The sequence below is a fragment of the Bacillus sp. WC2503 genome, from assembly GCF_052682895.1.
On sequence record NZ_JBQYMD010000001.1, the window covers coordinates 1,068,231 to 1,093,199 of the forward strand.

The window sequence follows — 24,969 nt, forward strand, 5'->3', positions numbered from 1 at the left end:
TAGGGTATATTAACGGGGATTCATATTGGAACTAAGGTAGATCCATTTGGCTGTATTCTTAAGTTGTAGACTTAGAGATTGAAGCTGGAATTAATTATTTAATTCCTATTTCTGTACATAATATCGTGGGGAAGAAGGTAGTACTTTGAGAACAACAGAAAATTTTAACGACAAGGCCGATATATATGCGAAATATCGCCCCGATTACCCTAATGCATATATTGATTATTTGTTTTCGGCTAACCAACTGAAAGAGGACCGAATTGTGGCTGATATTGGTTCAGGTACGGGGATATTTAGCCACCAGTTGCTTGAAAGAGGTTTAAAGGTTATTGGAGTTGAGCCAAATGATGACATGAGAAAGATGGCTGAGCAATCGTTAAAACTATATGCTCGTTTTCAATCAATAAAAGCAACAGCTGAAAATACCACTTTAAAAGAGCATAGTGTGGATTTAGTAACTGTTGCTCAAGCATTTCATTGGTTTGATAAAGCAGCTTTCAAAATGGAATGCCAACGAATCTTGAAACAAAAGGCAAATGTTGCTCTCGTTTGGAATAGTAGAGATTTAACTAGTTCGATTATGAAAGAGAATGCAGAAATTTGCCAGAAAACCTGCCCGACTTTCAAAGGGTTTAGCGATGGAATAGAGGAAACTCCCGAAGTATTTAACACCTTTTTTAAGGATGGAAAGTATGAGTTTAAAGAGTATCAAAATGATTTACTTTTTGATTATGAAGGTTTTTTGGGAAGGAATTTATCAGCGTCCTATGCTCCGAAAAAGGATGAAGAAGAATATAAAAAATTTGTTTTTCTCCTGTCAGAGTTATTCGAAAAACATAGTAAGAATGGAAAAATTGTTCTTCAAAACATGACGCGAAGCTATCTAGGAAATGTCTAAACAACCGGACATAAAGGGACTTTAATCGAAGTGCCTATTTGAATTGTAGATTATCATGTACTAATTAAGATCTTCAACAAACGGGAGCGATTGTTGAACAACAATTAAAAGGGCGATACATATTATTCATGCATAATATGTATCGTCCTTTATTTTTTATGACCTTTTACAATTTAAGTCTTCTAACTAAAAAAAATCTGTTGAAGAAAGCCGCGATGTTTATAAAAAGTTGTGAAGCTTTGCCCTTTTAGATCATTTAGTCTAAAGGGGTGTTTATATTTTTAACAAAGAGCTTTTGTGATTGTTGAAGAGGAAGGTAGAAACATTAGATTAATAGCAGTATAGGGGCATTATTATGACTGAAGATTTTTATTTGTGATACATCTCACACCATAAATACATATATAACTTTACAATTAGAATATCAATTGATGGGAGGGTTAATCTTGATTAATCGTGATTTTAATGAAAATCCGTTTATTGTGATATGGGAGTTAACAAGGGCATGTCAATTAAAATGTCTGCATTGTCGTGCAGAAGCACAGTATCATCGTCATCCTCTAGAGCTAACATTCGAAGAAGGAAGAAAGCTAATTGATGATATATATGAAATGGAAAATCCAATGCTTGTATTTACTGGTGGAGATCCATTAATGCGTCCAGATGTATATGATATCGCGGAATATGCAGTGAAAAAAGGTGTTCGAGTTTCTATGACGCCAAGTGCCACTCCAAACGTGACGAAAGAAACGATTCAAAAAGCAAAAGAAGTGGGACTTGCTAGATGGGCATTTAGTTTAGATGGACCAACAGCTGAAATACACGATCATTTTAGAGGGACAGAAGGATCATTTCAATTAACAATGAATTCCATTCGTTATTTGCATGAATTAAAAATTCCTATTCAAATTAATACTGTTGTTTCTAAATATAATGTGGATGTACTTAAAGAAATGGCAATGTTAATAGAAGAATTAAAATGTGTACTTTGGAGTATATTTTTCTTAGTTCCAACAGGACGAGGTAAGGAAAAAGATATGATTTCACCAGCCCAACATGAAAGGGTATTCCATTGGCTATATAAGCTTAGTAAAAAGGTTTCTTTTGATATTAAAACAACAGCTGGTCAGCACTATAGACGGGTTGTGCTTCAAGAAAAAATGAAAGAAAATAACAAGACAAATCAGATCATTCAATATCAGGATGTATTGATGAATGGGACGACAGGGCGAATTGATGGGCTTGGTCGTGCTCCAAAAGGGGTGAATGACGGAAACGGTTTTGTATTTATTTCTCATATTGGAGATGTATATCCAAGTGGATTATTGCCTATTAAAACCGGGAATATTAGAACGACAGCACTAGCTGAAATCTATCGAAACTCTCCTGTTTTTCAAAACCTTCGTAATCCGGACAAGTATAAAGGAAAGTGCGGTGTTTGTGAGTTTCGATATGTTTGTGGGGGATCTCGTTCTAGAGCATATGCGATGACGGGGGATTACATGGAAAGCGAACCTTTCTGTGTATACATTCCAAAAGCATTGCGAAAACAGAAAAAGAACGTAAAAACGGGAAATGAGTAAAAGTTTGCTCATTTCCCGTTTTTTTAGATTTTATAATGTATTGTACTTCGCATCAATCGTACGATAATCTAAGAAATGAAAACCGATCGTTTTTTTCCATCCCTCATTAAAAATCTACTATTTGGATCCGTTGTACGGATACGAATTCTTCACACATAAATTCTATTAAACCGATTTTAATAAAGCATAAAAATTCGTATCATATGGAATATCATCTTGATACATATAATTTTTTAGAACGCCTTCTTTTTCAAAACCTAATTTTAATAGCACCTTATTTGAAGCTTCATTTTCAAGAAAGACAATTGCACCAATACGTTTTAAATGAAGCGTGTGGAAACCGTATGATATAACCTCAGAAACTGCTTCCGTAGCATAGCCATTTCCCCAGTGTTCAGGGAGAAAGGCATAACTTATATTTGCTCGTTTATGCTCAGAAGACCAATCGTGAAAACCAATTGTTCCAATGAGTTCTTTTTTATCTTTTAATTCGATGCCCCATTTTATACCGTTTCTTGCATTGTAACTCAACTTGAAATTATTAATAATTTGCTTTACTTGATCTACATTCTGTAATGGTTTTTGGCCATAATAGCGCAGTACATCAGTATTAGAAAAGCATTGTAGTATACCCGGTGCATCTTTTTCCGTAAGTTCTCGCAAAATGAGTCGGTCAGTTTTTAATATAGGAAACATATTTTCACTCCATTTCTTATGAAACTAGAATGCATTTGTTATTATATAATTTAAACTGAAAATAAAGATTATTCAAGATGAAAGGGTAGGTTTGATTTATGTTAAAATGGGATGTGGAATATATTTCAAAAAAGAGGTTTAGAAATGGAGAAAAACTCAATATTAATTGTAGATGATGATCTAGATATTGTTCAATTTATTAATGTGAATTTAACGCAAGAAGATTTTACTGTTTTTAGTGCTCATAACGGAGAAGAGGCATTAGAGATAATAAATAATAACAGTATTCAACTTGCTATTCTTGATATTATGATGCCTCAAATGGATGGTATAGAACTGTGTAGAAGGATTAGAGAGAAATATAGTTTACCAATTATGTTTTTAAGCGCAAAATCATCGGATGTAGATAAAGTAATTGGATTTAGTACTGGGGCAGATGATTATATTGTGAAGCCGTTTAGTACAATTGAATTTATAGCAAGAGTGAAAGCTCAATTAAGAAGGTATACATATTTTAATCAAATTGCTGTCCAAGTAATGGAAAAGAAAATAAACATTAAAGGTTTAGAAATAGATGAAATTTCTAGAGTAGTAAAGATATATGGACAAACAATTAATGTTACAAAAACTGAATATGATATTTTGCACTTAATGGCAGCTGCAAAGAACCGTGTGTTTACGATTGAAGAAATATATGAAAGTGTTTGGAATGAAAGGGCCTATGAAAGTAATAATACGGTAATGGTTCATATTGCGAGATTAAGAAATAAAATTGAAGAGAATCCAAAAGAACCGAGGTTTATACAAAATGTTTGGGGAGTCGGGTATAAAATTGGAGATTAAATCATTACAAGGAATTAGAGCTAAATTCTTTTTTGCATTTATATGTAGCATTCTGTTAGCTACGGTAAGTATCATATTAGTTCAAATTTTATTTGGAAGTATATATAGTGACGTTGTCGCGCTAGAAGAGAAATATTCGTTTTTTTATTTTATGTTTTTTCTGCTGTTAACCACTATATATTTTGCATTACTGACAAAGACAACTATAAAAAGATTGAATGAGATCAATAAGAATGTGAAGGAAATAAGCAATGGTAATTTGGAAATACATATACCTATTTCGAAAAGCGATGAGATTGGTGAGTTAGCGACGAATGTCAATAGAATGGCCAAAAGTTTAAAAGAGTCTATTGAAAATGAAAAAAAATCACAGGAAATGAAAAATGAAATGATTAGTAATATTTCACATGACTTACGAACGCCTGTAACATCTCTAATTGGTTATGCGGACTTACTAGGAAATAAGCTTCATTCACATGGAGAAGAATGTGGACAATATGTAAGCATATTAAAGCGAAAAAGTTATGAATTAAAAAATCAAGTTGAAGATTTATTAGAATACTGTCAAATAAACTATAGAGAGATTGAATTACATAAAAATGTAGTAGATATGAAAGCATTAATTGAACAGGTCATGATTGATTTTTTACCACAGTTAGATGATGCCAATATGAGTTTTTATATTAAAAGTAATGAAGAGCTATATGTAAAAGTTGATGTAGCGCTTATAGTGAGACTATTTGAAAATATAATTAGTAATAGCATTATGTACGGGAAAGATGGAAAAGAAATTTCAATTCAAATTTCCCAAAGAGAAAGGAATGTTGAAGTAGAAATTAAAAATTTTGGACAATGTATTCCGACAAAGAGTCTTCCTTACGTTTTTGAGAAGTTTTATCGTGGTGAAAAATCACGTAGCTCTCATACGGGTGGGAAAGGAATGGGACTTGCAATTTCGAGAAGTATAGCTCAGCTCCATAAAGGAGATATAACTGTATGTAGTAACGATAAAGAAACAATTTTCACTGTGAAATTACCACAGTATAAAAAAGTAAGAAAGTCGTAAGTATTTCTTTCATATGCCGTAATTTTTACTTCGTATCATTGAGAACAAAGATATGAGAGTAGGGATACAGCATGTGGAAGAAAAGTTTGTTAGCAATTATAGTTTCTTTTTTAATTATAAGTTGGAGTGTAGTTTATTTAGCTCATGGTATTATATCAGTCGTTGTTTGGTGGTGGATACAAGCATTTAGCGTAGTTTCGATTTTTGTTTTGATAGGCTCAGTAGTAATGTTTGCTTGGAAAGGCATCTTTAGAAAGCGAATAGATAGAATGCTACTTTTAATAGTTCTGTTCTCTATCATTGGAGCTTGGCCTGTCGGGTGGTTCGCTAACATTGGGAGAATTGCATACCCAGCAGATGTACAGTCTACGAGTCCTAAAATAGTCGTTCGTTTTCCTTTGAATGAGCGGGCGTTAGTAGGATGGGGTGGTGATCGCCTAGAGAAGAATTATCATGTGATAAAACCAAATGAAAGATGGGCATATGATATTCTCATTCCACCTGCTGAAGTGAAAAGTAGTAAGTTAGAGGATTATGGAATATATGGAGCGACAGTAATGGCGCCAGCTTCTGGAACAGTTGTATCAGTTAATAATGATGAAAAAGATTTAGTTCTGGGATCAGATGATTTTCAGTCAATGGCCGGGAATCATATTTATTTACGGTTAGATGAAACAGGGACATTTTTGATTCTCGCTCACTTAAAGAAAGGGTCAATTAAAGTTAAAGAAGGACAACATGTAAACGAAGGCTTCGTTCTTGCCCAAGTTGGTAACTCTGGAAGTTCAAGTGAGCCGCATTTACACATCCATCATCAAAGAGAGAATCCATCCGAGGTGAGTATGTTTTATACGGAAGGCTTGCCACTTTATTTTCGAACTAAAAAAGGTGCGCTGATGCCGGAAAGAGGTACATACGTAAAAGGTAATTAGAAGAGAATTATTTTACTAAAAAGGGTATTCCATTTTTGATTGGAATACCCTTTTTCATTACCCTATAAATGTTTGATACAGTAAGAAAATATTTAAAACGATAACGAGTGCAGCAATTATCCAAGCGATGAAAGTTGTTATACGGTGGTTAACGAGTGCCCCCATAATCTTTTTACTACTTGTAAACATAATAAGCGGTACTAATGCAAAGGCAATACCAAACGATAAGACAACTTGGCTCATAACGAGAGCATAAGTTGGGTTTACACCTAGAGCAATTATAACTAGAGGTGGAATCATTGTTATAAATCGGCGTAAATATAACGGAATATGCATGCGAATGAATCCTTGCATAATAATGTCACCAGACATTGTACCGACAGACGAGCTAGATAATCCTGCTGATAAAAGTCCGATTCCAAATAAAGCAGCGGATGCAGGACCGACTAAATTACTGAATTGGTTGAAAGCGACGTCAAGGTCTTCAACGTGCAAGCCGTTTTTAAAGAATAAAGCAGCTGCTACAATTAACATACTCGCATTAATGGCTCCAGCGATAACCATTGCAATAATGATATCAATGAATTCGAAACGGAAAATCTTTTTCTTTTGTTCATCATTTGTTCCGACTACACGGCGCTGTGTTAAGGCGGAATGTAAATATATTGCGTGTGGCATAACTGTCGCACCTAAAATACCAGCTGCTAAAAGAATACTATCCACGCCTTGGAATTTTGGGATAAATAGTCCTGAAAGAAGAGGGCTTAATTCCGGTTTTGCATAAAAGACCTGGACACCAAAAGCGATAACAACGATAAAAATCATCCCTGTTATGATTGCTTCTAATGGACGAAAGCCTCTGCGTTGAAATTCAAGAATAATAAACGATCCAGCTGCTGTAATTAAAGCTGCTGGTAACATTGGAATTCCGAATAACAAGTACAATCCGAGTGCTGCTCCAATAAATTCAGCTAAATCAGTTGCCATAATAACAAGTTCACCTTGAATCCATAAACCGATGGAAACAGGTCTCGGGAAATTTTCACGAGCTATCTCTGGAAGGTTTCTCCCAGTAGCAATTCCTAATTTAGCTGATAAAGTTTGAATTAATACAGCCATTAAATTAGAAGCGAGAATTACCCAAAGTAATAAATAACCATATTGTGAACCAGCAGCAATATTCGTTGCGAAATTTCCAGGATCAATATAAGCGACTGAAGCGATGAAAGCAGGCCCTAAGAATGGTAATAGTCTTTTTAAGCCTTTCGTTTGTCCGCTTAGCGCTAAATGTGCTGATTGAACAGTTGTACTTTGAGAAGGGATTTGTTCGTCTTTTGATATATCTTTATTCATAGTAGTGTTCCCCTTTGAAATCTTAACTTGATGAAATTATTGTATTTATTCTTACTCATTATTTCAATACATTTATATATGTTATGTGTTGATTTCATTTGAACATAAAAGTTTCCTTAATGCAAATTATATGACTTTGTACAATTAATGGTGTGGAAATACAAAAATATTTTGGAAGTTTATGGGCGCTGAATAAAGGAGAAGATAATAAATTAAAGGACTGTTTTTGAAATTTATGTGAACAAAAAGCCTATTATACAGCATATTAATTGATGGAAATGGATTTGTATGATATATAATATATTGGGATTGCAACATAACCATAGTGTTTTGGTGTGTAATCTTGTTTTTTATTTTTGTTAACTTATAGAAAATAGTATAAAGAGAAGAAAATGGGATGCATAAAACTTTGGATACATTTTCTTATTATATATGTTTTGATATGAACGTTAACTTATACATGATTTTAAAAATTAGATAGGTGGTAGAAATACATTGGCAACTACAAAACCATATAGAGTATTACTTTATTACATGTACACAACAATTGAAAACCCTGAAGAATTCGCTGCAGAGCATTTAGAATTTTGTAATTCACTTGAATTAAAAGGTAGAATCCTTGTAGCAAAAGAAGGTATTAACGGAACTTGTTCTGGAACTGTAGAACAAACAGAGAAATACATGGAAGCAATGAACAATGATCCACGTTTTGATGGAATCGTGTTTAAAATAGATGAAGAAGAAGGCCATGCATTCAAGAAAATGCACGTACGTCCGCGTCCAGAATTAGTTACACTTCGTCTAGAAGACGATATTAATCCAAAAGAAATAACTGGAAAATATTTAGAGCCAAAAGATTTTTATGAGGCGATGAAACAAGAAGATACAGTTATTATTGATGCACGAAATGATTATGAGTTCGATTTAGGGCATTTTAAAGGTGCAATTAAACCAGATATTGAATCATTCCGTGAATTACCAGATTGGATTAGAGAAAACAAAGAAACACTTGAGGGTAAAAAGATTTTAACTTACTGTACAGGCGGAATTCGATGTGAGAAGTTTTCTGGTTGGTTAGTTCGTGAAGGCTATGAAGATGTAAGTCAGCTTCACGGCGGAATTGTAACGTACGGAAAAGATCCAGAAGTACAAGGCGAGCTATGGGATGGACAATGTTACGTATTTGATGAGCGTATTGCTGTACCAGTAAACCAAAAAGAACATGTTATTGTTGGTAAAGACCACTTTACAGGTGAACCTTGTGAGCGCTATGTAAACTGTTCAAATCCAGAATGTAACAAGAAAATTTTATGTTCTGAAGAAAACGAAGCAAAACATTTACGTGCATGTTCTCATGAATGTCGTGTAAGCCCACGTAACCGCTACGTAATACAACATGAATTAACGGAAGAACAAGTAGCTGCTGCATTAGAGAAAATCGAAGCAGGTAAGTAAGTTGAATTCGTGTAATAAAAAAGGGTACTCCAAACTTTATTTTGGAGCACCCTTTTTATATTGTTAGGTTCTGTCTTTTGTCGATTTTTGTCGGTAAGTCCATATATTTAAAAAATCGCTGATAAAAATTTCATTTACTGAAACGCATCATGTATTTGTAATTTAAAAAGAATCGTCTTTAATTTTTATCCTCTTTTTCTTTCACAGCAGAAAGTACAGTTTGTTTTACCCACGCTTGTCTTCTTCGATGCTGTATACCCCATTGGTATAAACTTTGTACACCTAAAATAAAGGAAATGACTATACCGCTAATTGCTATTAACAGTGCAAAAAATTCAAGAGGAGATGATATTTTGTTTGAATCTGTATTTCTTAAAAGGTCAATCATAGTAAAACCTAACATTTGGCCTACTACAGAGTAGAGCGTTAAAATTAATAATAAAAGGCTATCTTTTTTAGCGGCGACATTTTCTTGATATTTAAACAAACTATCAAGATTTTGTTTCGCGTTCGAGTATAAAATTTCAATGTTAAAAAGTTTTCTTAAGCGGAAGAAAATATCTTCACTTTGTGATTGAGATACTAATTCTAAAGAAAAATAATTGGCTGTAAACGAATTGATTGAATAAATTAATTTCTCTATTTCATTTGTATCTTGTTCAATATTTAGCTCAGCATAAGCATTCGCCATCTTTAATAAAACAACTTTATGAAATAGGTTTAATAATAAAGCGTAATAAAATTCTCCGTACATTTGACTAGCAAGTTTAGTGACTTCTTGTTCACCTTCATTTGTTATACATGTGAAAATATGTTCTTCCATAATAAAATAACGGTTAGGAGCCCATCTTTGATAAGAATGCTTTGTTAAATAATCGTGAATATAAGGAACATTATTTGCACTAATATACGGCTTACCATCGTCTGTTAATCCGGAAAGACTGGAAGCTCGATATACATCAACTACATGAAGGTCTGACTTTTTGTTAATAGATAATAAGGTTTGTACATACATTCGTTGGTCTTCAAAGAAGGGGAATGTTTGAAAGTATGAACTCCGCAACCTCTTATTCTCAAAGAAGTCTGTTAAGCCATGATATAAATCGCCGAATATAAGTTTTTCTACTTGTGAATATTTTTTTCCATCACATTCAATACAAATGGTCTCGGTTGTATCATTTCTAGTTTCAAGCACACGGAAGCGAGAAGCAAATTCGATGGCTTCTGATAATGTCATGTTTGGGGCGGTTTTGACTTCTGTTCGAATTGTTAAGAAGCCAAGCTCATAAGGACAAAGGGTTACATCAATAGAATGTATCTTGAATGGAACGGAAATAAGATTTGTTGTTAAATGTCCATTTAAATTAAGGTCTTTAGAATAGCGCTGTAGTCCCTTTTGATGTTCTGAATGAGGAAAAAGAATTTTATTCGTAAATGAAAGATAGTATGCTTCCATATTTTGATGTGAAACTTGAAACTGCCCGTAATATGTATTTTCATCTTCAAGATGATCAAGTCGAAAAGGACGGAAATTATTTTTTTGTAAGAAAGGGAACATATTTTGTTCATATCCAGTTTTAAACGAAAACGGGAATATAAATTGAAATATAGCTGTTGTTACATCTTTTTCTTCGATTGTTTGTATTGCCTCCATTTACATTGTTTCCTTTCCGTATAAGCTATAGAAACAACATGCCCAATTTTTCTTGAAAATAACCTTGTTTTTTCAATAGATTAAGAATGAAAATTCAGCCAATTTAACAAGGGACATGTATAATGTTATGTATACTAAAACTAGTATAATTGTGTGAGGAAAAGGGGATGTTGTATGCGCATTTTAGTATTAGGAGCTGGTGGCGTCGGTGGATTTTTTGGTGGCCGATTAGTAGAAAAGGGAGAAGATGTTACATTTCTCGTTCGCAGCAAAAGAAAACAACAATTAGAGGAAAAAGGACTTGTTATTCGTAGTGTGAATGGAGATTTTTCCTTTCAACCGAAATTGATAACGAAAGAAGATAGAACTTCTCCATTTGATGTGATTTTATTTTCAACAAAGGCGTATCACTTAAACGAGGCAATTCAAGATTTGAAGCCGTTTGTTGGCGAAAATACTGTAATCATTCCATTGTTAAATGGTATCGCTCATTTATCGCTATTACAAAAAGAATTCGGCGGGGAAAAAGTAATGGGCGGTTTATGCTTTATTGAGACGACGTTAAACGATCAAGGAGAAATTGTACAAACTAGTGCTGCCAACAGACTTGTATTTGGAGAAATTAAGCCTCAAGATTCAGAGAGAATAAAGCGTATTACGAAAGCATTTATAGGTACGAAAGCTAGCTTTGTTTTAAGTGAAAATATTATGCAAGATATGTGGCATAAATATTTATTTATTACTGTCATGTCAGGCGTTACAACATTAATGCGTGCACCGATAGGACCAATTCGTGAAAGTGAAGGTGGACGTGAATTTATCCGAAATTTATTTGAGGAATCTGTGCAAATTATGAGGGTATTAGGAGCTCCAGTTAAAGATAATATTGCCCAGGAACATATGAAAACGATTGATAAAATTTCTTATGATATGAAGTCCTCTATGCAGCGTGATATGGAAAAAGGTTCGTTTATTGAAGGGAAGCATTTGCAAGGATACTTACTAGATGTAGCAGAACAATTTTCTTTAGAAGCACCATTACTAGGAGTGGTATATCAAAATTTGAAGGTGTATGAAGAAATGACATTTAACAAACCCGTAATAGAATTAGATGTATGAAATAATAAAAAAGATAGCAATATATAAGTGTATTGCTATCTTTTTTATTTGCGTATGACAAATTATTTGTTTCTTTTAATTCTTTCTGTCAAGTTTATTTCCTGTTCACGTTTACCATATAACTGATTAATTTCATTTGCTACTGCATCTAAATATGAATCGGAAAAAAGCGGTTTCTTCTTTTTAGACATACGGGTCTCCTTTAAGGGTTTTTTAGTATTCATTATGTATATTTATCAGCGGATTATGCGCAATCATTTTAAATTTTTTCTTTTTAAAAATTTTTGTTTACATTTTGAAAATAAAGGAGTATTATAATCCACAGTTTCAATTTTCTAAATCGCTGAAACCGCATGGTACGGGGGACCCGTTCTTACGGATTAGTACATAATCCGATGGGGTGAATCCTTAAAAAAAGGTAGGGCTACTCATAGGCCCGAATCCGACAGCTAACCTCGTAAGCGTTATATTGAGAAGGAAGGTGGAGCTTGTGCGACAAAAAAAATAATGTCTACAAGTCTATTTCGCTATGGCTTGTAGACATTTTTTGTTTTCTGAAGAAATAGTTTGCTGGCTGTAACAAGCAGAATCGTTCGTACAAAATTATTGGAGAGTGGACAGCTGTGGTTTCATCTATTAAAAGATTTTTAATTGGAAGGCCGTTAAAATCAACTGAGTTAGGAGAGCAAAAGCTTAATAAAACGAAGGCGCTAGCCATTCTATCTTCTGACGCATTGTCATCAGTTGCATACGGACCAGAGCAAATTTTAATCGCTTTAGCAGGTCTTGGAGCGATTGCGTATTGGTATTCCATTCCGATCGCTATTGGGGTATTAGTATTATTGACAGCTCTTATTTTATCTTATCGTCAAATTATTTTTGCCTACCCACATGGCGGGGGCGCATATGTTGTATCAAAAGAAAACTTAGGGATGAATCCAGGCTTAATAGCTGGAGGGTCTTTATTAGTGGATTATATTTTAACTGTTGCAGTAAGTGTATCAGCAGGTACAGATGCGTTAACATCTGCTTTTCCTAGCTTACATGCACATAATGTAATCATTGCGATTATATTTGTTATATTTATAACCATATTAAATTTAAGAGGTGTAACAGAGTCAGCTTCCGTTTTAGCATATCCTGTTTATTTATTCGTTTTAGCACTATTTATATTAATTGGTGTAGGGATATACAATATTTTAACTGGTCACGTTTCACCGACCTTACACACGCCGATTGGAACGCCGGTTGCGGGAATTAGTTTGTTCTTACTGTTAAGAGCATTTGCATCAGGTAGTTCGGCTTTAACAGGTGTTGAAGCGATTTCAAACGCAATTCCAAATTTTAAAGATCCTGCACCAAACAATGCAGCAAAAACTTTGCTTGCGATGGGCGCATTACTTGCTGTGTTATTTTCAGGAATTGTATTTTTAGCTTATTATTACGGAATTACACCGAGTAAAGAAGTAACTGTTGTTTCTCAAATTGCTGAACAAACATTTGGACGTAATTTCATGTACTATTTCATACAAGGCACAACAGCTTTAATATTAATTCTTGCTGCTAACACAGGGTATTCTGCATTTCCATTATTAGCAGTTAACCTTGCAAAAGATAAATTCATACCGAGAATGTTTACGATTAGAGGAGACCGTCTTGGTTACTCAAACGGTATTATTATACTTGGAATTGCTTCGATTATTTTAATTGTAGCTTTCCAAGGTCAAACAGAACATTTAATTCCGCTATATGCAGTAGGTGTGTTTATTCCATTTACACTTTCTCAAACGGGTATGGTATTAAAATGGCTTCGTGAAAAACCTGAAGGATGGGCTTTAAGATTAACGGTTAATTTAATTGGTGCAGTCATTAGTTTTATCGTTATGAGCATGTTCTTTTTAACTAAATTCGCTCAAGTTTGGTCGATCCTTATTTTCTTACCTGCTATTATCTTCTTGTTCCATCGAATTAAGAAGCATTATGATGCAGTCGGTGATCAATTAAGTTTAAAAACTTGTGAGCCTCTTATTCCGATTGAGGGGAATGTAATTCTCGTGCCTGTAGCTGGTATGACTCATGTAGTAGAAAATTCATTGAACTATGCGAAGGCTCTTTCTGCAGATCAAGTTATCGCTGTATATGTTGCTTTTGACAGAGAAGAGGAAAAGAAATTTGAAGAGAAATGGAAGAAGTGGCAACCTGAAGTAAGGCTTGTTACATTGCATTCTCATTATAGAAGTATTATTCAGCCGCTAACTAAGTTCATTGATACAGTGCAATATAAAGCGAGTGAATCAAATTATCGAGTTACGGTCGTTATACCACAGTTTATTCCGAAAAAAGGCTGGCATAACATTCTTCATAATCAATCAAGTTTACTCATACGTGCGTATTTACTCTATAAGAGAAATGTTGTTATTACGACAGTTCCATATCATTTGAAAAAGTAAGAAGATTTTTTAAGGATAGTTTCACGAAAGTGAAGCTATCCTTTTTGTGTATACGCTATGCATTATTGCATATTTAACTAAAAATTATATTAATATAATTTTATCCATTGTGAGTAAGTAGTGTTTTCTGTTGTGATATATGGATATTTTAATCGGGAAAGTGAAACGAATTTTATTTTGGGATAAGGACATGAGAGCTTGAAAATAAAGGGAATGAAAATACTTCTTTACGTTATATAAATAGCTGTGTTTAAATGACCTTACAGTACAAAACTTACTTGAAAACAAAACGAAATTTCATACTTTTATACGTGAATTAGTTTAAAATGAATAATATTTTTATGTAATATATTCACTGTATGAATGTGAAAATTGCAATAGAATAGAAATTTTATACAAATCTATTCATACTAAGCACATATGAAAAGGTATGAAATGTTTTATAACAATAAGTAAGTACTGTAGAAAAAAGTTAGGAGAGATGGTTCGTACACGAATCACGGTGAGAATGTTCTCTATTTTAACCATCTCAAATTAATTGCAAGAAAATAGAATAATAAAATGCGATAGTAATAGTTGCTAATACATAGGAGGAGTTAAAGTGAAAAAGACTTTAATTACAGGGTTATTGGTTACAGCAGTATCTACGAGTTGCTTCATTCCTGTAAGCGCTTACGCTAAGGGGGGGCAAACAGAAGTGAAAGCAGTATATGCACAAAATGTAATTGCTCCAAATACATTATCCAATTCAATTAGAATGTTAGGATCACAGTCACCGCTTATACAAGCATACGGATTAGTTATTTTACAACAGCCAGACATTAAGGTGAATGCGATGAGTAGTTTGACGAATCATCAAAAGTTTGCAAAGGCAAATGTAAGAGAGTGGATCGATGAATATAATCCGAAGTTAATCGATTTAAATCAAGAGATGATGAGATATAGTACTAGATTTAATAGTTATTATAGTAAGCTCTATGAACTAGCAGGAAACGTAAATGAAGATGAACAAGCAAAAGCAGATTTTACAAATGCATATGGAAAATTACAACTGCAAGTACAAAGCATCCAAGAGAGTATGGAGCAAGATTTATTAGAGTTAAATCGATTTAAAACAGTATTAGACAAAGATAGCAATAACTTATCGATTAAAGCTGATGAAGCAATAAAAACACTGCAAGGATCAAATGGGGATATTGTGAAATTAAGAGAAAATATTAAAAGAATTCAAGGGGAAATTCAAGCTGAACTAACTACTATTTTGAATAGACCGCAAGAAATCATTAAAGGTTCTATTAATATCGGTAAACAAGTATTTACAATTACAAATCAAACTGCACAAACGAAAACAATCGACTTTGTTTCTATCGGTACTTTAAGTAATGAAATTGTAAATGCTGCAGATAGTCAAACGAGGGAAGCAGCTCTTCGTATTCAACAAAAGCAAAAAGAGCTATTACCACTTATTCAAAAGTTATCACAGACTGAATCAGAGGCGACTCAAATTACATTCGTTGAAGATCAAGTAAGTAGCTTTACAGAACTAATTGATCGCCAAATCGCAACTTTAGAAACGTTATTAGCGGATTGGAAAGTTTTCAATAATAATATGATCCAAATTCAAACAAATATTGAAGAAGGCACGTATACAGACAGTAGTTTACTTCAAAAACATTTCAATCAACTTAAAAAAGTAAGTGATGAAATGAATAAGCAAACAAATCAATTTGAAGATTATGTTACAAACGTTGAAGTACATTAAACAGAAAAATAATTAGCGATATAGGGAGAGAAGAAAAATGACAAAAAAACCTTATAAAGTAATGGCTCTATCAGCACTTATGGCAGTATTTGCAGCAGGGAATATTATGCCGGCCCATACGTATGCAGCTGAAAGTACAGTGAAACAAGCTCCAGTTCATGCTGTAGCAAAAGCTTATAATGACTATGAGGAATACTCATTAGGACCAGAAGGCCTAAAAGATGCAATGGAAAGAACAGGTTCAAACGCTTTAGTAATGGATCTGTACGCTTTAACAATTATTAAACAAGGTAATGTTAACTTTGGTAATGTATCGTCTGTTGATGCGGCTTTAAAAGGGAAAGTGATTCAGCACCAAGATACAGCTAGAGGAAATGCGAAGCAATGGTTAGATGTATTAAAGCCACAGCTTATTTCAACGAATCAAAATATCATTAATTACAATACGAAATTCCAAAACTATTATGATACTTTAGTTGCTGCGGTAGATGCAAAAGATAAAGCGACTCTTACGAAAGGCTTAACTAGATTATCAAGTAGTATTAATGAAAATAAAGCACAAGTAGATCAATTAGTAGAAGACTTGAAGAAATTCCGCAATAAAATGACGTCAGATACGCAAAACTTCAAGGGAGATGCAAATCAAATTACATCTATCTTAGCTAGTCAAGACGCTGGAATTCCGCTATTGCAAAATCAAATTACAACGTACAATGAAGCAATTAGTAAATATAATGCAATTATTATCGGTTCATCAGTTGCTACAGCGTTAGGACCAATTGCAATTATCGGTGGTGCAGTAGTTATTGCAACTGGTGCAGGAACGCCGCTAGGAGTCGCGTTAATTGCAGGTGGTGCGGCAGCTGTAGGTGGTGGTACAGCTGGTATTGTTTTAGCGAAGAAAGAGCTTGATAATGCACAAGCAGAAATTCAAAAGATAACAGGACAAGTTACAACTGCGCAATTAGAAGTAGCAGGATTAACGAACATTAAAACACAAACAGAGTATTTAACAAATACAATTGATACTGCAATTACAGCGTTACAAAATATTTCAAACCAATGGTACACAATGGGATCAAAATACAATTCTTTACTTCAAAATGTAGATTCAATTAGTCCAAACGATCTTGTTTTCATTAAAGAAGATTTAAACATTGCGAAAGATAGCTGGAAAAACATTAAGGACTATGCAGAAAAGATTTATGCTGAGGATATTAAAGTAGTAGATACGAAAAAAGCATAATAGTAATTGAACTGTTACAGCATTACGTACAGATAAATGATTTTTAAATAATAGAGAGCTCCTGTTCAGTAGTGAGCAGGAGCTTTTTTTACCTCTAACGTTTCATATCTTCATAAAAAGAATAGGTGATAATTATGCGTAATAAATTCTATAAAAAATGTCTTTTAACGATAATGATTGCTGGATTCGCAACAAGTAACGCGTTTCCTTTACATCCTTTTGCAGCGGAACAAAACGTAAAAACATTGCAAGAAAATGCGAAAAATTATTCTCTTGGACCAGCAGGTTTCCAAGATGTAATGGCGCAAACGACATCGAGCATATTTGCAATGGATTCATATGCAAAATTAATTCAAAATCAGCAAGAGACTGATTTGAGTAAAATAAGTTCAATTAATAGTGAGTTTAAAGGAAATATGGTTCAGCACCAAAGAGATGCAAAAATTAATGCAGCGTATTGGTTAAATAATATGAAGCCTCAAATTATGAAAACGGATCAAAATATTATTAATTACAATAATACTTTTCAAGCGTACTATAATAGCATGCTAGTAGCGATTAATCAAAAGGATAGCGGTAAATTAAAAGCGGATTTAGAAAAGTTGTATGCGGACATTTTAAAAAATCAAAATGAAGTAGATATTTTATTAGGGAATTTAAAAGCATTTCGCGATAGAATGGCGAAAGATACAAACAGTTTTAAAGAAGATACAAATCAATTAACTTCGATTTTGGCGAGTACGAATGCTGGTATTCCAGCATTAGAGCAACAAATAAATACATATAATGATTCGATTAAAAAGAGTAATGATATGGTTATTGCTGGTGGTGTACTTTGCGTAGCGTTAATAACATGTCTTGCTGGCGGACCGATGATTGCGATTGCGAAAAAAGATATCGCAAATGCAGAAAGAGAAATAGCCAATTTAAAAGATAGAATTTCTGGCGCACAAGCAGAAGTCGCAATTTTGACAGATGTGAAAAATAAAACAACAAATATGACAGAAACAATTGATGCAGCAATTACAGCACTACAAAACATATCAAATCAATGGTATACAGTAGGTGCAAAATATAATAATTTACTACAAAACGTAAAAGGAATTAGTCCGGAAGAGTTTACGTTTATAAAAGAAGATTTATATACAGCAAAAGATAGCTGGAAAGATGTAAAAGATTATACAGAAAAATTACATGAAGGTGTGGCGAAATAAACAGTGGACTAGTTCTGCTGTTTATTTTTTTATCCTGTTTTTTGTGAGAGTTGAACTTGTCGTTTGATATATAAGTTTGCCATGTGTGTTATCAATATGGCTTTGGGATAATGTTTAGCCAAATTGATACTAATAACCCAGATAAACTTCTGATCAAGCCTTTTATATGTAATGTTTTAATGAAAAAAGCTATACTGTAAGCAAAACTAAAAATTAGAAAGGAAATATTAGAACATGGAAAATTATTTATTATTTATCCTTACAGCAATGCTAATCATAATTATGCCTGGTCCTGGTTTTGCCTTAGTTACAAAAAATACTATCTCGCATGGTAAAAATGGTGGGATAAAGACCGTCTTAGGAACGATATCTGGAATGATGATTCATACAATAATGGCTACGCTAGGACTCTCTGCCATCCTAATGAAATTTGCTATGTTATTTACATTTATAAAATATGCTGGGGCTTTTTATTTAATGTACTTAGCTGTGAAGTCAATTAAAAGTGCTTTTTCTAGAAAAGAAGATATGTCAGGTTCAGTAGAAATGGACTATAAAGATATTGGAGCAATTAAAAGTTTTAGACAAGGATTTACTACGGCAATTTTAAACCCAAAAACTGCTGTATTTTTCCTAAGTTTTTTACCCCAATTTATTGTGAGCAATCAAAGTCATTTCTTCCAATTTCTTTTGTTAGGACTCACATTTACGACTTTGACAGCAATATGGTATTTGCTTTATATCACGCTAATACGTCAATTAAGAACTTTTTTAAGAAAAGAAAAAGTGAACCGTACAATAGAGGGTATTACTGGCACAGTATTATTAGTATTTGGAGTTAGGTTATTTTTCCAAAAATAAATATGTAAATGAAATGAGAAATAAACAATGACGGTAATTTCTCGTTTCATTTATTCTAAAGCTACCATTTTATAATTGATTTCACACCTTCATACCAATTTTCTTATCTCAGGATATTTGCTTTTCTTAGTTTAATTGTGATGTGGGTCCCCTATATAAAAAAAACCACAGTTTACATCCAAACTGTGTTTTTTTGACGTGCAAGGAATTACACAAATCATTAGTCACTATCTAAATTGCACTCCCCATTTATTAATATCTATTTCTATTTTTTAACTCTGCAACAGAAACAAGTCTAGTTTAGAATGAAAGTAATGCCATTGTTTAACATATGTCTCACTATGACATGTACATTTGAATGAAAGCAATAGAATTATTTAACACATGTATCGCCATAACATATGCAATGGATCTGTTAGAAATAAGATAAGCCGCAGTAAGAATTACCGATCCAGGTAAATAAATAGCAATATCCGAAAGCTGGTTCGTATGAAGTACTGTAAAAATTATAATTGAAATGATAGATGCAATAGCAGTACCAACATAATGCGAAAAACGATTTAATAATATATGGCGAAACATAATTTCTTCAATTACTGGACCCATAATTCCAAATAGGAGCAATGTGAATATAATAGGAATCTCTGCCCCTTGTGTAAGGACCTGTTCTTGGTTCTCTGGCTGACCTGTATTTAGAAAATGCATAATAGAATTTTCCACAATTACCATAAATAAAACCACTATAGGAATACTTACTATTTTCAAAATTGTCTTCTCTTTAAAATAAGTAAAACTTTGAATAATTTCTTTCCTAAAGAACATTACTCCTAGAATAGTAGGTATAGTCAAGCTCATGGCACCAAGAGCAAATTCTGATTCAACTAAATTGACATTAGTTAAAAGTGATATGCCAAATAATATGAACAAGCCAATTTGAAATAGTGTAAACATTGGATAAACTAGTAGCATAATAAGTTCTTTTTGATTCATTTTAATAAAGTTCACCTTATTACCTCCATAATTAAATTACTTAGAATCTTTGATTTTTCTTTCTGCATAAGGTTCTCCTTCTAATTTATACAAGATTCCGAACCGAACGGTTCGGTTCGGAATCTAATGATACTATAAGTTTCTAGTTTTTTAAACCCTTTTTACAAATTATTAACAAAATCAAAATAGTAAAAACCGAGTATATTTATATATCGGTTGTTTATTTACAATCAAATTACAGCAATCATTAATGATTACCCTTTTATAGAATGAAATGAAAGTGGGAGTAGCTCATCCCTTTAGCTAAACATATTAATAAAAATTATATATAATAGTTATATGTCTATACATTAAAATTAACTATATATTTTTACTTCTTCTATGGTTTTAAATAGAATTAGTTGTATAATATGACTGAATTAACCGATTGTTCACATTGTTATTAACAGAAAATTCATTCGAATGTTATAGATAACATAATTTAATGAACCTCAAACTGTATTGTTTTAGGTTCCTATAAGATAGGGATTGATAAGATATTTTTGCTTCAAACTTATTTATACTTACAATAAAAATTCAAAAAAATCATAGTAAAAATCACCTTGAATATTAAGTTCGTTTTATTAGGAGGACCACAAAGCATGACTAAAGTTGATAAGGTAAAAGAAAAGATTATTGAAACATCTTTATATTTATTTAATACTAATGGAATAACTTATACATCCATTCAGGATATAATGACAGCTACTGAACTATCTAAAGGAGCTATTTATCGTAGATTCAAAAATAAAGAAGAAATTGTCCTTGCTGCCTACGACAAAAGTGGTGAGATTATGTGGAACCATTTTCATAAAGCGATGGAAAATAAAAAGACAGCAATCGATAAAATCCTTGCAATATTCCTTGTATATCAAGATGCAGCTAATAACCCCCCTATTGCTGGAGGCTGTCCATTACTTAATAGCGCAATTGAAAGTACTGGAGTATTTCCAGAATTACAAAAAGCAGCAGCAAAAGGTTATGATGATACAGTAATGTTAATGGCCTCTCTCATAAAGGAAGGAATAGAGAAACAAGAACTTAAAGAAGATTTAGATATTATATCGCTCGCTTCTTTTCTTGCATCTTCAATGGAGGGAGCTATTATGGCAAGTCGAGTATCTAACGATAATATACACCATCATTATTTTATTGAACAAATAAAACATCATCTTTTCTCTTATTCTAAATAAGTGAGAACTTGCATTGTTTCCATCCAATTTTTATAGAATTAAATTGAATGAATACCCCTCATAAACAGTATCTTCAGTTTATGAGGGGTATTTGAATAGTTTTTAGACGATGTTTCATGTTTCTTATTGAACGGCTTTGTTATCGTTACTACAGAAAAAGAAAAAAGAATGAATTACATATAAATCGATTTATATGTTTCAAGTGTATCTATATTGAGTTTGTAAATCTACACAAAAAGGTTTCATTGTATATACTAAGTGAAGTAGAAGTTCAGTTAGTAAAAATTCGGTAGTCGAATTTTTTTGCATAAAGCTGTATAATGCTTGTAACGAAAGGGAAATACAGGAAAGGGTTTGTAATAAGTTATTATGGAAAAAGATAAACAACAATTAAGCGTTGAAGTTGCAAGATTATATTATCAATCCGATTATAGTCAGCAAGAAATTGCTAACAAATTAAATATTTCAAGACCGACGATTTCTAGATTATTAAAGTACGCGAAAGAAAAAGGATTTGTTCAAATTAGTATAGCCGATCCATTTGCTGATTTAGATAACGTTGGGAATTTATTGAAAGAAAAGTACAACTTGTTAGAGGCGCATGTAGTATTTTCTCCAGTGCCAGAATATGCAACGATTACTGAGTATATTAGTAAATATGCGGCTGAGTACATGGAAAAGACAGTGAAAAACGGTGATATCGTCGGTGTAAGCTGGGGAATGACGATGTATGAAATTGCTAGGAAAATCGTACCACAACATGTGAAAGGTGTAGAAGTTGTCCAGCTAAAAGGTGGTATTAGTCATTCGAGTGTAAATACATATGCGAATGAGACCATTGCTTTATTTGCAGAGGCTTTTCAAACGACACCAAGAAATTTACCGCTCCCAGTTATATTTGATAATGCGGTGACAAAAGAATTAGTAGAGCAGGATCGACATATTCATCACATTATTGAAATGGGGAAACAAGCAAATATTGCAGTTTTCACTGTCGGAACAGTGCGTGATGAAGCGTTATTATTCCGATTAGGATATTTAGATAAGGATGAAACGAACATTCTGAAAAAACAAGCTGTCGGTGACATTTGTTCACGTTTCTTTGACGGAGACGGAAATATTAGTAGTGAAGAAATTAATAAGCGTACCATTGGAATTGAGTTAGAGGAACTTAAATTAAAGAAACGTTCTATTTTAGTTGCAGGTGGTAATAGAAAAATACAAGCAATTGATGGTGCGTTACGTGGCGGGTATGCAAATGTATTAATTATTGATCAGCATACAGCAAAAGAACTGTTACATTATCAAAAAGGTTAGAAATAAAAGGCTTTCTCAAGATGTTAATTTTGAGAAAGCCTTTTATTTTGTTATGTATGAATTATGGGAGTGTTTTTTGAATACAAATTGCCTTTTTAAAAATAATTATGGATATTGAGATACATACTACCATTGTTAATATAAAAGTTTTGATTTTAAATGTGAATTGTTTCTTAGTTAGAATGCGCTTTATTTACTACAAGAAAATTCCTTTTAAAAAAGAATGAACAAAATTTCAAAAGTGTATTTACATTTGTTCAACTAAGAGTTAGAATGAAGTTGTTAAAAGATATGAGGAGTGATAATAATGAATATTGCAAAGTTAATTGACCATACAATTTTAAAAGCTAATTCTACAAAAGAAGATGTTATGAAAGTAATCGAGGAAGCAAAGGAATATAAATTCGCTTCTGTTTGTATTAATCCTACATGGGTAAAGCTAGCTGCTGAAGAATTAGCTGGACATGATGTAGACGTTTGTACTGTAATCGGTTTCCCATTAGGAGCAAGCACTACTGAAACAAAAGCATTCGAAACAAAAGATGCTATCGCAAAAGGTGCAACTGAAGTTGATATGGTAATCAACGTAGGTGCTTTAAAAGATGGCGACAATGAGTTCGTTGAAAAAGATATTTATGAAGTAGTACAAGCAGCAAAAGGAAAAGCTCTTGTAAAAGTAATCATTGAAACTTGCCTTCTAACAGACGAAGAAAAAGTTCGTGCTTGTGAATTATCAGTAAAAGCTGGCGCTGATTTCGTAAAAACTTCAACTGGATTCTCAACTGGCGGAGCAACTGCTGAAGATATCGCATTAATGCGTAAAACGGTAGGACCAAACGTTGGTGTAAAAGCATCTGGCGGAGTTCGTACACGTGAAGATGCAGATAAAATGGTAGCTGCTGGAGCTTCTCGTGTTGGAGCAAGCGCTAGTGTTGCAATCGTATTAAACGATGCAAAAGGTGCTACAGATAACTACTAATTAATAAAGTGTGAAAAGCGATAGATACACAAAGTATAGTGTATCTATTGCTTTAACAATTGAAAAGAATGTAAGCGGATACGAATGGGAGGAGACGGCTTATGAAATACTTAATCGGTGTTTTTGGCCTCGTATTGATTTTAGGTATCGCTTGGCTTGCTAGTAATGATAGAAAGAAAGTCAAATATCGTCCAATCATAACGATGGTTATATTACAATTCATTTTGGGGTTTTTACTATTAAATACAAGTGTAGGGAATATATTAATTAGCGGAATAGCAGATGGTTTTGGGGAATTATTAAAATATGCCGCTGATGGTGTGAATTTCGTATTTGGTGGATTAGTAAATCAAAAAGAGTTTTCATTCTTTTTAAGTGTATTAATGCCAATCGTATTTATATCAGCTTTAATAGGTATTTTGCAACATATTAAAGTATTACCTATTATTGTGAAATCTATCGGTCTAGCATTAAGTAAAGTAAATGGAATGGGTAAACTAGAATCATATAACGCGGTAGCTTCTGCGATTTTAGGACAGTCTGAAGTGTTTATTTCAGTTAAGAAACAACTAGGATTATTGCCAGAGAAAAGAATGTACACATTATGTGCATCTGCAATGTCTACAGTTTCTATGTCTATCGTTGGATCATACATGGTGTTATTAAAACCGCAATATGTTGTAACCGCTTTAGTGCTTAACTTATTCGGTGGCTTTATCATTGCTTCTATCATTAACCCGTATGAAGTTACTGAAGAAGAAGATATGTTAGAAGTGCAAGAAGAAGAGAAGAAGACTTTCTTTGAAGTATTAGGGGAATACATTATCGATGGATTTAAAGTTGCGATTACAGTAGCAGCTATGTTAGTTGGTTTCGTTGCTCTTATCGCATTCATTAATGCAGTATTTAAAGGTGTAATCGGTATTTCATTCCAAGAAATTCTTGGTTATGTATTTGCACCATTTGCATTTATTATGGGTGTTCCATGGCATGAAGCAGTTAATGCCGGTAATATTATGGCAACAAAACTTGTATCGAATGAATTTGTCGCTATGACAGATTTAGCGCAAGGGAACTTTAATTTCTCAGACAGAACGACAGCGATTATATCTGTATTCTTAGTTTCATTTGCAAACTTCTCTTCAATTGGAATTATTGCAGGGGCAGTTAAGAGCTTAAATGAAAAGCAGGGGAATGTAGTCGCAAGATTTGGTTTGAAATTACTTTTCGGTGCAACGCTAGTAAGTTTCTTATCAGCAACAATCGTTGGCTTATTATTTTAATAGATTCATATCATATAAAAAGGAATGGTGATT

At 33.1% G+C, this 24,969-nt stretch carries 21 protein-coding genes and 1 riboswitch; of the genes, 16 read left to right on the plus strand and 5 right to left on the minus strand.

The features are described from left to right. Positions 1-145: 145 nt before the first annotated feature. Together ACUN26_RS05715 and ACUN26_RS05720 are read left to right on the plus strand one after the other, a co-directional pair. Positions 146-901, plus strand: coding sequence for a class I SAM-dependent methyltransferase (locus tag ACUN26_RS05715; RefSeq protein WP_001260789.1), 756 nt, complete (start codon positions 146-148; stop codon positions 899-901). Positions 902-1,332: 431 nt separating this feature from the next. Further along, positions 1,333-2,484: a TIGR04053 family radical SAM/SPASM domain-containing protein gene (locus ACUN26_RS05720; RefSeq protein WP_002038462.1), complete on the plus strand. Its 1,152-nt coding sequence runs from the start codon at positions 1,333-1,335 to the stop codon at positions 2,482-2,484. A 165-nt stretch (positions 2,485-2,649) separates the two neighbouring features. On the opposite strand, the gene ACUN26_RS05725 is transcribed toward ACUN26_RS05720, so the two are convergent. After that, positions 2,650-3,180 carry a GNAT family N-acetyltransferase gene (locus tag ACUN26_RS05725; protein WP_000483987.1) on the minus strand — a complete coding sequence of 177 codons (531 nt, stop codon included), beginning with the start codon at positions 3,178-3,180 and terminating at the stop codon, positions 2,650-2,652. Between the two features lie 144 nt (positions 3,181-3,324). On the opposite strand from ACUN26_RS05725, the gene ACUN26_RS05730 reads away from it, so the two are divergent. The 3 genes from ACUN26_RS05730 (at position 3,325) to ACUN26_RS05740 (ending at position 6,021) form a co-directional block, all read left to right on the plus strand. Next, a complete protein-coding gene (locus ACUN26_RS05730) occupies positions 3,325-4,023 on the plus strand; it encodes a response regulator transcription factor (protein WP_000414519.1) in 699 nt (232 codons plus the stop codon). Further along, the gene (locus ACUN26_RS05735) at positions 3,989-5,089 is read left to right on the plus strand and encodes a sensor histidine kinase (RefSeq protein WP_002093790.1); all 1,101 of its coding nucleotides are present in this window, start codon (positions 3,989-3,991) and stop codon (positions 5,087-5,089) included. Before ACUN26_RS05730 ends, ACUN26_RS05735 begins: the two co-directional genes overlap by 35 nt. A gap of 71 nt (positions 5,090-5,160) precedes the next feature. Continuing rightward, positions 5,161-6,021, plus strand: a complete 861-nt coding sequence (locus tag ACUN26_RS05740) for a M23 family metallopeptidase (RefSeq protein WP_000265665.1) — start codon at positions 5,161-5,163, stop codon at positions 6,019-6,021. A 57-nt stretch (positions 6,022-6,078) separates the two neighbouring features. Here the strand turns inward: ACUN26_RS05740 and ACUN26_RS05745 are convergent, their stop codons facing one another. After that, positions 6,079-7,374, minus strand: a complete 1,296-nt coding sequence (locus ACUN26_RS05745) for an Nramp family divalent metal transporter (protein ID WP_001030659.1) — start codon at positions 7,372-7,374, stop codon at positions 6,079-6,081. 495 nt (positions 7,375-7,869) lie between these two features. On the opposite strand from ACUN26_RS05745, the gene trhO reads away from it, so the two are divergent. Beyond that, complete coding sequence (trhO, locus tag ACUN26_RS05750; RefSeq protein ID WP_000246236.1) at positions 7,870-8,829, plus strand: oxygen-dependent tRNA uridine(34) hydroxylase TrhO; 960 nt, start codon at positions 7,870-7,872, stop codon at positions 8,827-8,829. A gap of 178 nt (positions 8,830-9,007) precedes the next feature. Here the strand turns inward: trhO and ACUN26_RS05755 are convergent, their stop codons facing one another. After that, positions 9,008-10,483, minus strand: coding sequence for a hypothetical protein (locus ACUN26_RS05755; protein WP_000387455.1), 1,476 nt, complete (start codon positions 10,481-10,483; stop codon positions 9,008-9,010). 174 nt (positions 10,484-10,657) lie between these two features. Between ACUN26_RS05755 and panE the strand changes: the two genes are divergently transcribed. Beyond that, entirely contained in the window at positions 10,658-11,602 is a 945-nt protein-coding gene (gene panE, locus ACUN26_RS05760; protein ID WP_001221916.1) for a 2-dehydropantoate 2-reductase, read from the plus strand. 62 nt (positions 11,603-11,664) lie between these two features. Here panE and ACUN26_RS05765 read toward each other — a convergent pair whose 3' ends face one another. Next, complete coding sequence (locus ACUN26_RS05765; protein WP_000038255.1) at positions 11,665-11,793, minus strand: hypothetical protein; 129 nt, start codon at positions 11,791-11,793, stop codon at positions 11,665-11,667. Between the two features lie 140 nt (positions 11,794-11,933). Next, a riboswitch (cyclic di-AMP (ydaO/yuaA leader) is annotated at positions 11,934-12,081 on the plus strand. 144 nt (positions 12,082-12,225) lie between these two features. On the opposite strand from ACUN26_RS05765, the gene ACUN26_RS05770 reads away from it, so the two are divergent. The 5 genes from ACUN26_RS05770 (at position 12,226) to ACUN26_RS05790 (ending at position 19,135) form a co-directional block, all read left to right on the plus strand. Then, a complete protein-coding gene (locus ACUN26_RS05770) occupies positions 12,226-14,052 on the plus strand; it encodes an APC family permease (protein WP_000254863.1) in 1,827 nt (608 codons plus the stop codon). Between the two features lie 601 nt (positions 14,053-14,653). After that, positions 14,654-15,814 (plus strand): non-hemolytic enterotoxin NHE subunit A, encoded by a 1,161-nt coding sequence (gene nheA / locus ACUN26_RS05775; RefSeq protein ID WP_000751861.1) that lies wholly within the window; start codon positions 14,654-14,656, stop codon positions 15,812-15,814. Between the two features lie 37 nt (positions 15,815-15,851). Continuing rightward, positions 15,852-17,060, plus strand: a complete 1,209-nt coding sequence (gene nheB / locus ACUN26_RS05780; protein ID WP_000162968.1) for a non-hemolytic enterotoxin NHE subunit B — start codon at positions 15,852-15,854, stop codon at positions 17,058-17,060. A 134-nt stretch (positions 17,061-17,194) separates the two neighbouring features. Next, entirely contained in the window at positions 17,195-18,274 is a 1,080-nt protein-coding gene (gene nheC / locus ACUN26_RS05785) for a non-hemolytic enterotoxin subunit C (protein ID WP_001244616.1), read from the plus strand. Positions 18,275-18,508: 234 nt separating this feature from the next. Next, positions 18,509-19,135, plus strand: coding sequence for a LysE family translocator (locus ACUN26_RS05790; RefSeq protein ID WP_000432984.1), 627 nt, complete (start codon positions 18,509-18,511; stop codon positions 19,133-19,135). Between the two features lie 339 nt (positions 19,136-19,474). Here ACUN26_RS05790 and ACUN26_RS05795 read toward each other — a convergent pair whose 3' ends face one another. Next, positions 19,475-20,140: a CPBP family intramembrane glutamic endopeptidase gene (locus tag ACUN26_RS05795; RefSeq protein WP_001009316.1), complete on the minus strand. Its 666-nt coding sequence runs from the start codon at positions 20,138-20,140 to the stop codon at positions 19,475-19,477. Positions 20,141-20,766: 626 nt separating this feature from the next. On the opposite strand from ACUN26_RS05795, the gene ACUN26_RS05800 reads away from it, so the two are divergent. The 4 genes from ACUN26_RS05800 (at position 20,767) to ACUN26_RS05815 (ending at position 24,936) form a co-directional block, all read left to right on the plus strand. Beyond that, positions 20,767-21,357 carry a TetR/AcrR family transcriptional regulator gene (locus ACUN26_RS05800; protein ID WP_000169660.1) on the plus strand — a complete coding sequence of 197 codons (591 nt, stop codon included), beginning with the start codon at positions 20,767-20,769 and terminating at the stop codon, positions 21,355-21,357. Positions 21,358-21,726: 369 nt separating this feature from the next. Then, positions 21,727-22,674 carry a sugar-binding transcriptional regulator gene (locus tag ACUN26_RS05805; RefSeq protein WP_000409788.1) on the plus strand — a complete coding sequence of 316 codons (948 nt, stop codon included), beginning with the start codon at positions 21,727-21,729 and terminating at the stop codon, positions 22,672-22,674. A 307-nt stretch (positions 22,675-22,981) separates the two neighbouring features. Next, the gene (deoC, locus tag ACUN26_RS05810) at positions 22,982-23,653 is read left to right on the plus strand and encodes a deoxyribose-phosphate aldolase (protein WP_001017434.1); all 672 of its coding nucleotides are present in this window, start codon (positions 22,982-22,984) and stop codon (positions 23,651-23,653) included. A gap of 101 nt (positions 23,654-23,754) precedes the next feature. Continuing rightward, complete coding sequence (locus tag ACUN26_RS05815; RefSeq protein ID WP_000876190.1) at positions 23,755-24,936, plus strand: NupC/NupG family nucleoside CNT transporter; 1,182 nt, start codon at positions 23,755-23,757, stop codon at positions 24,934-24,936. The last annotated feature ends 33 nt before the right edge of the window (positions 24,937-24,969 follow it).

Coding starts and splice junctions, on each gene's coding strand:
- ACUN26_RS05815 (WP_000876190.1), top strand. CDS start 23,755: ATGAAATACTTAATCGGTGTTTTTGGCCTCGTATTGATTTTAGGTATC.
- ACUN26_RS05745 (WP_001030659.1), bottom strand. CDS start 7,374: ATGAATAAAGATATATCAAAAGACGAACAAATCCCTTCTCAAAGTACA.
- ACUN26_RS05800 (WP_000169660.1), top strand. CDS start 20,767: ATGACTAAAGTTGATAAGGTAAAAGAAAAGATTATTGAAACATCTTTA.
- panE (WP_001221916.1), top strand. CDS start 10,658: ATGCGCATTTTAGTATTAGGAGCTGGTGGCGTCGGTGGATTTTTTGGT.
- ACUN26_RS05720 (WP_002038462.1), top strand. CDS start 1,333: ATGGGAGGGTTAATCTTGATTAATCGTGATTTTAATGAAAATCCGTTT.
- ACUN26_RS05740 (WP_000265665.1), top strand. CDS start 5,161: ATGTGGAAGAAAAGTTTGTTAGCAATTATAGTTTCTTTTTTAATTATA.
- ACUN26_RS05730 (WP_000414519.1), top strand. CDS start 3,325: ATGGAGAAAAACTCAATATTAATTGTAGATGATGATCTAGATATTGTT.
- ACUN26_RS05790 (WP_000432984.1), top strand. CDS start 18,509: ATGGAAAATTATTTATTATTTATCCTTACAGCAATGCTAATCATAATT.
- ACUN26_RS05735 (WP_002093790.1), top strand. CDS start 3,989: ATGTTTGGGGAGTCGGGTATAAAATTGGAGATTAAATCATTACAAGGA.
- ACUN26_RS05805 (WP_000409788.1), top strand. CDS start 21,727: ATGGAAAAAGATAAACAACAATTAAGCGTTGAAGTTGCAAGATTATAT.
- ACUN26_RS05765 (WP_000038255.1), bottom strand. CDS start 11,793: ATGTCTAAAAAGAAGAAACCGCTTTTTTCCGATTCATATTTAGATGCA.
- deoC (WP_001017434.1), top strand. CDS start 22,982: ATGAATATTGCAAAGTTAATTGACCATACAATTTTAAAAGCTAATTCT.
- nheC (WP_001244616.1), top strand. CDS start 17,195: ATGCGTAATAAATTCTATAAAAAATGTCTTTTAACGATAATGATTGCT.
- ACUN26_RS05755 (WP_000387455.1), bottom strand. CDS start 10,483: ATGGAGGCAATACAAACAATCGAAGAAAAAGATGTAACAACAGCTATA.
- ACUN26_RS05725 (WP_000483987.1), bottom strand. CDS start 3,180: ATGTTTCCTATATTAAAAACTGACCGACTCATTTTGCGAGAACTTACG.
- nheB (WP_000162968.1), top strand. CDS start 15,852: ATGACAAAAAAACCTTATAAAGTAATGGCTCTATCAGCACTTATGGCA.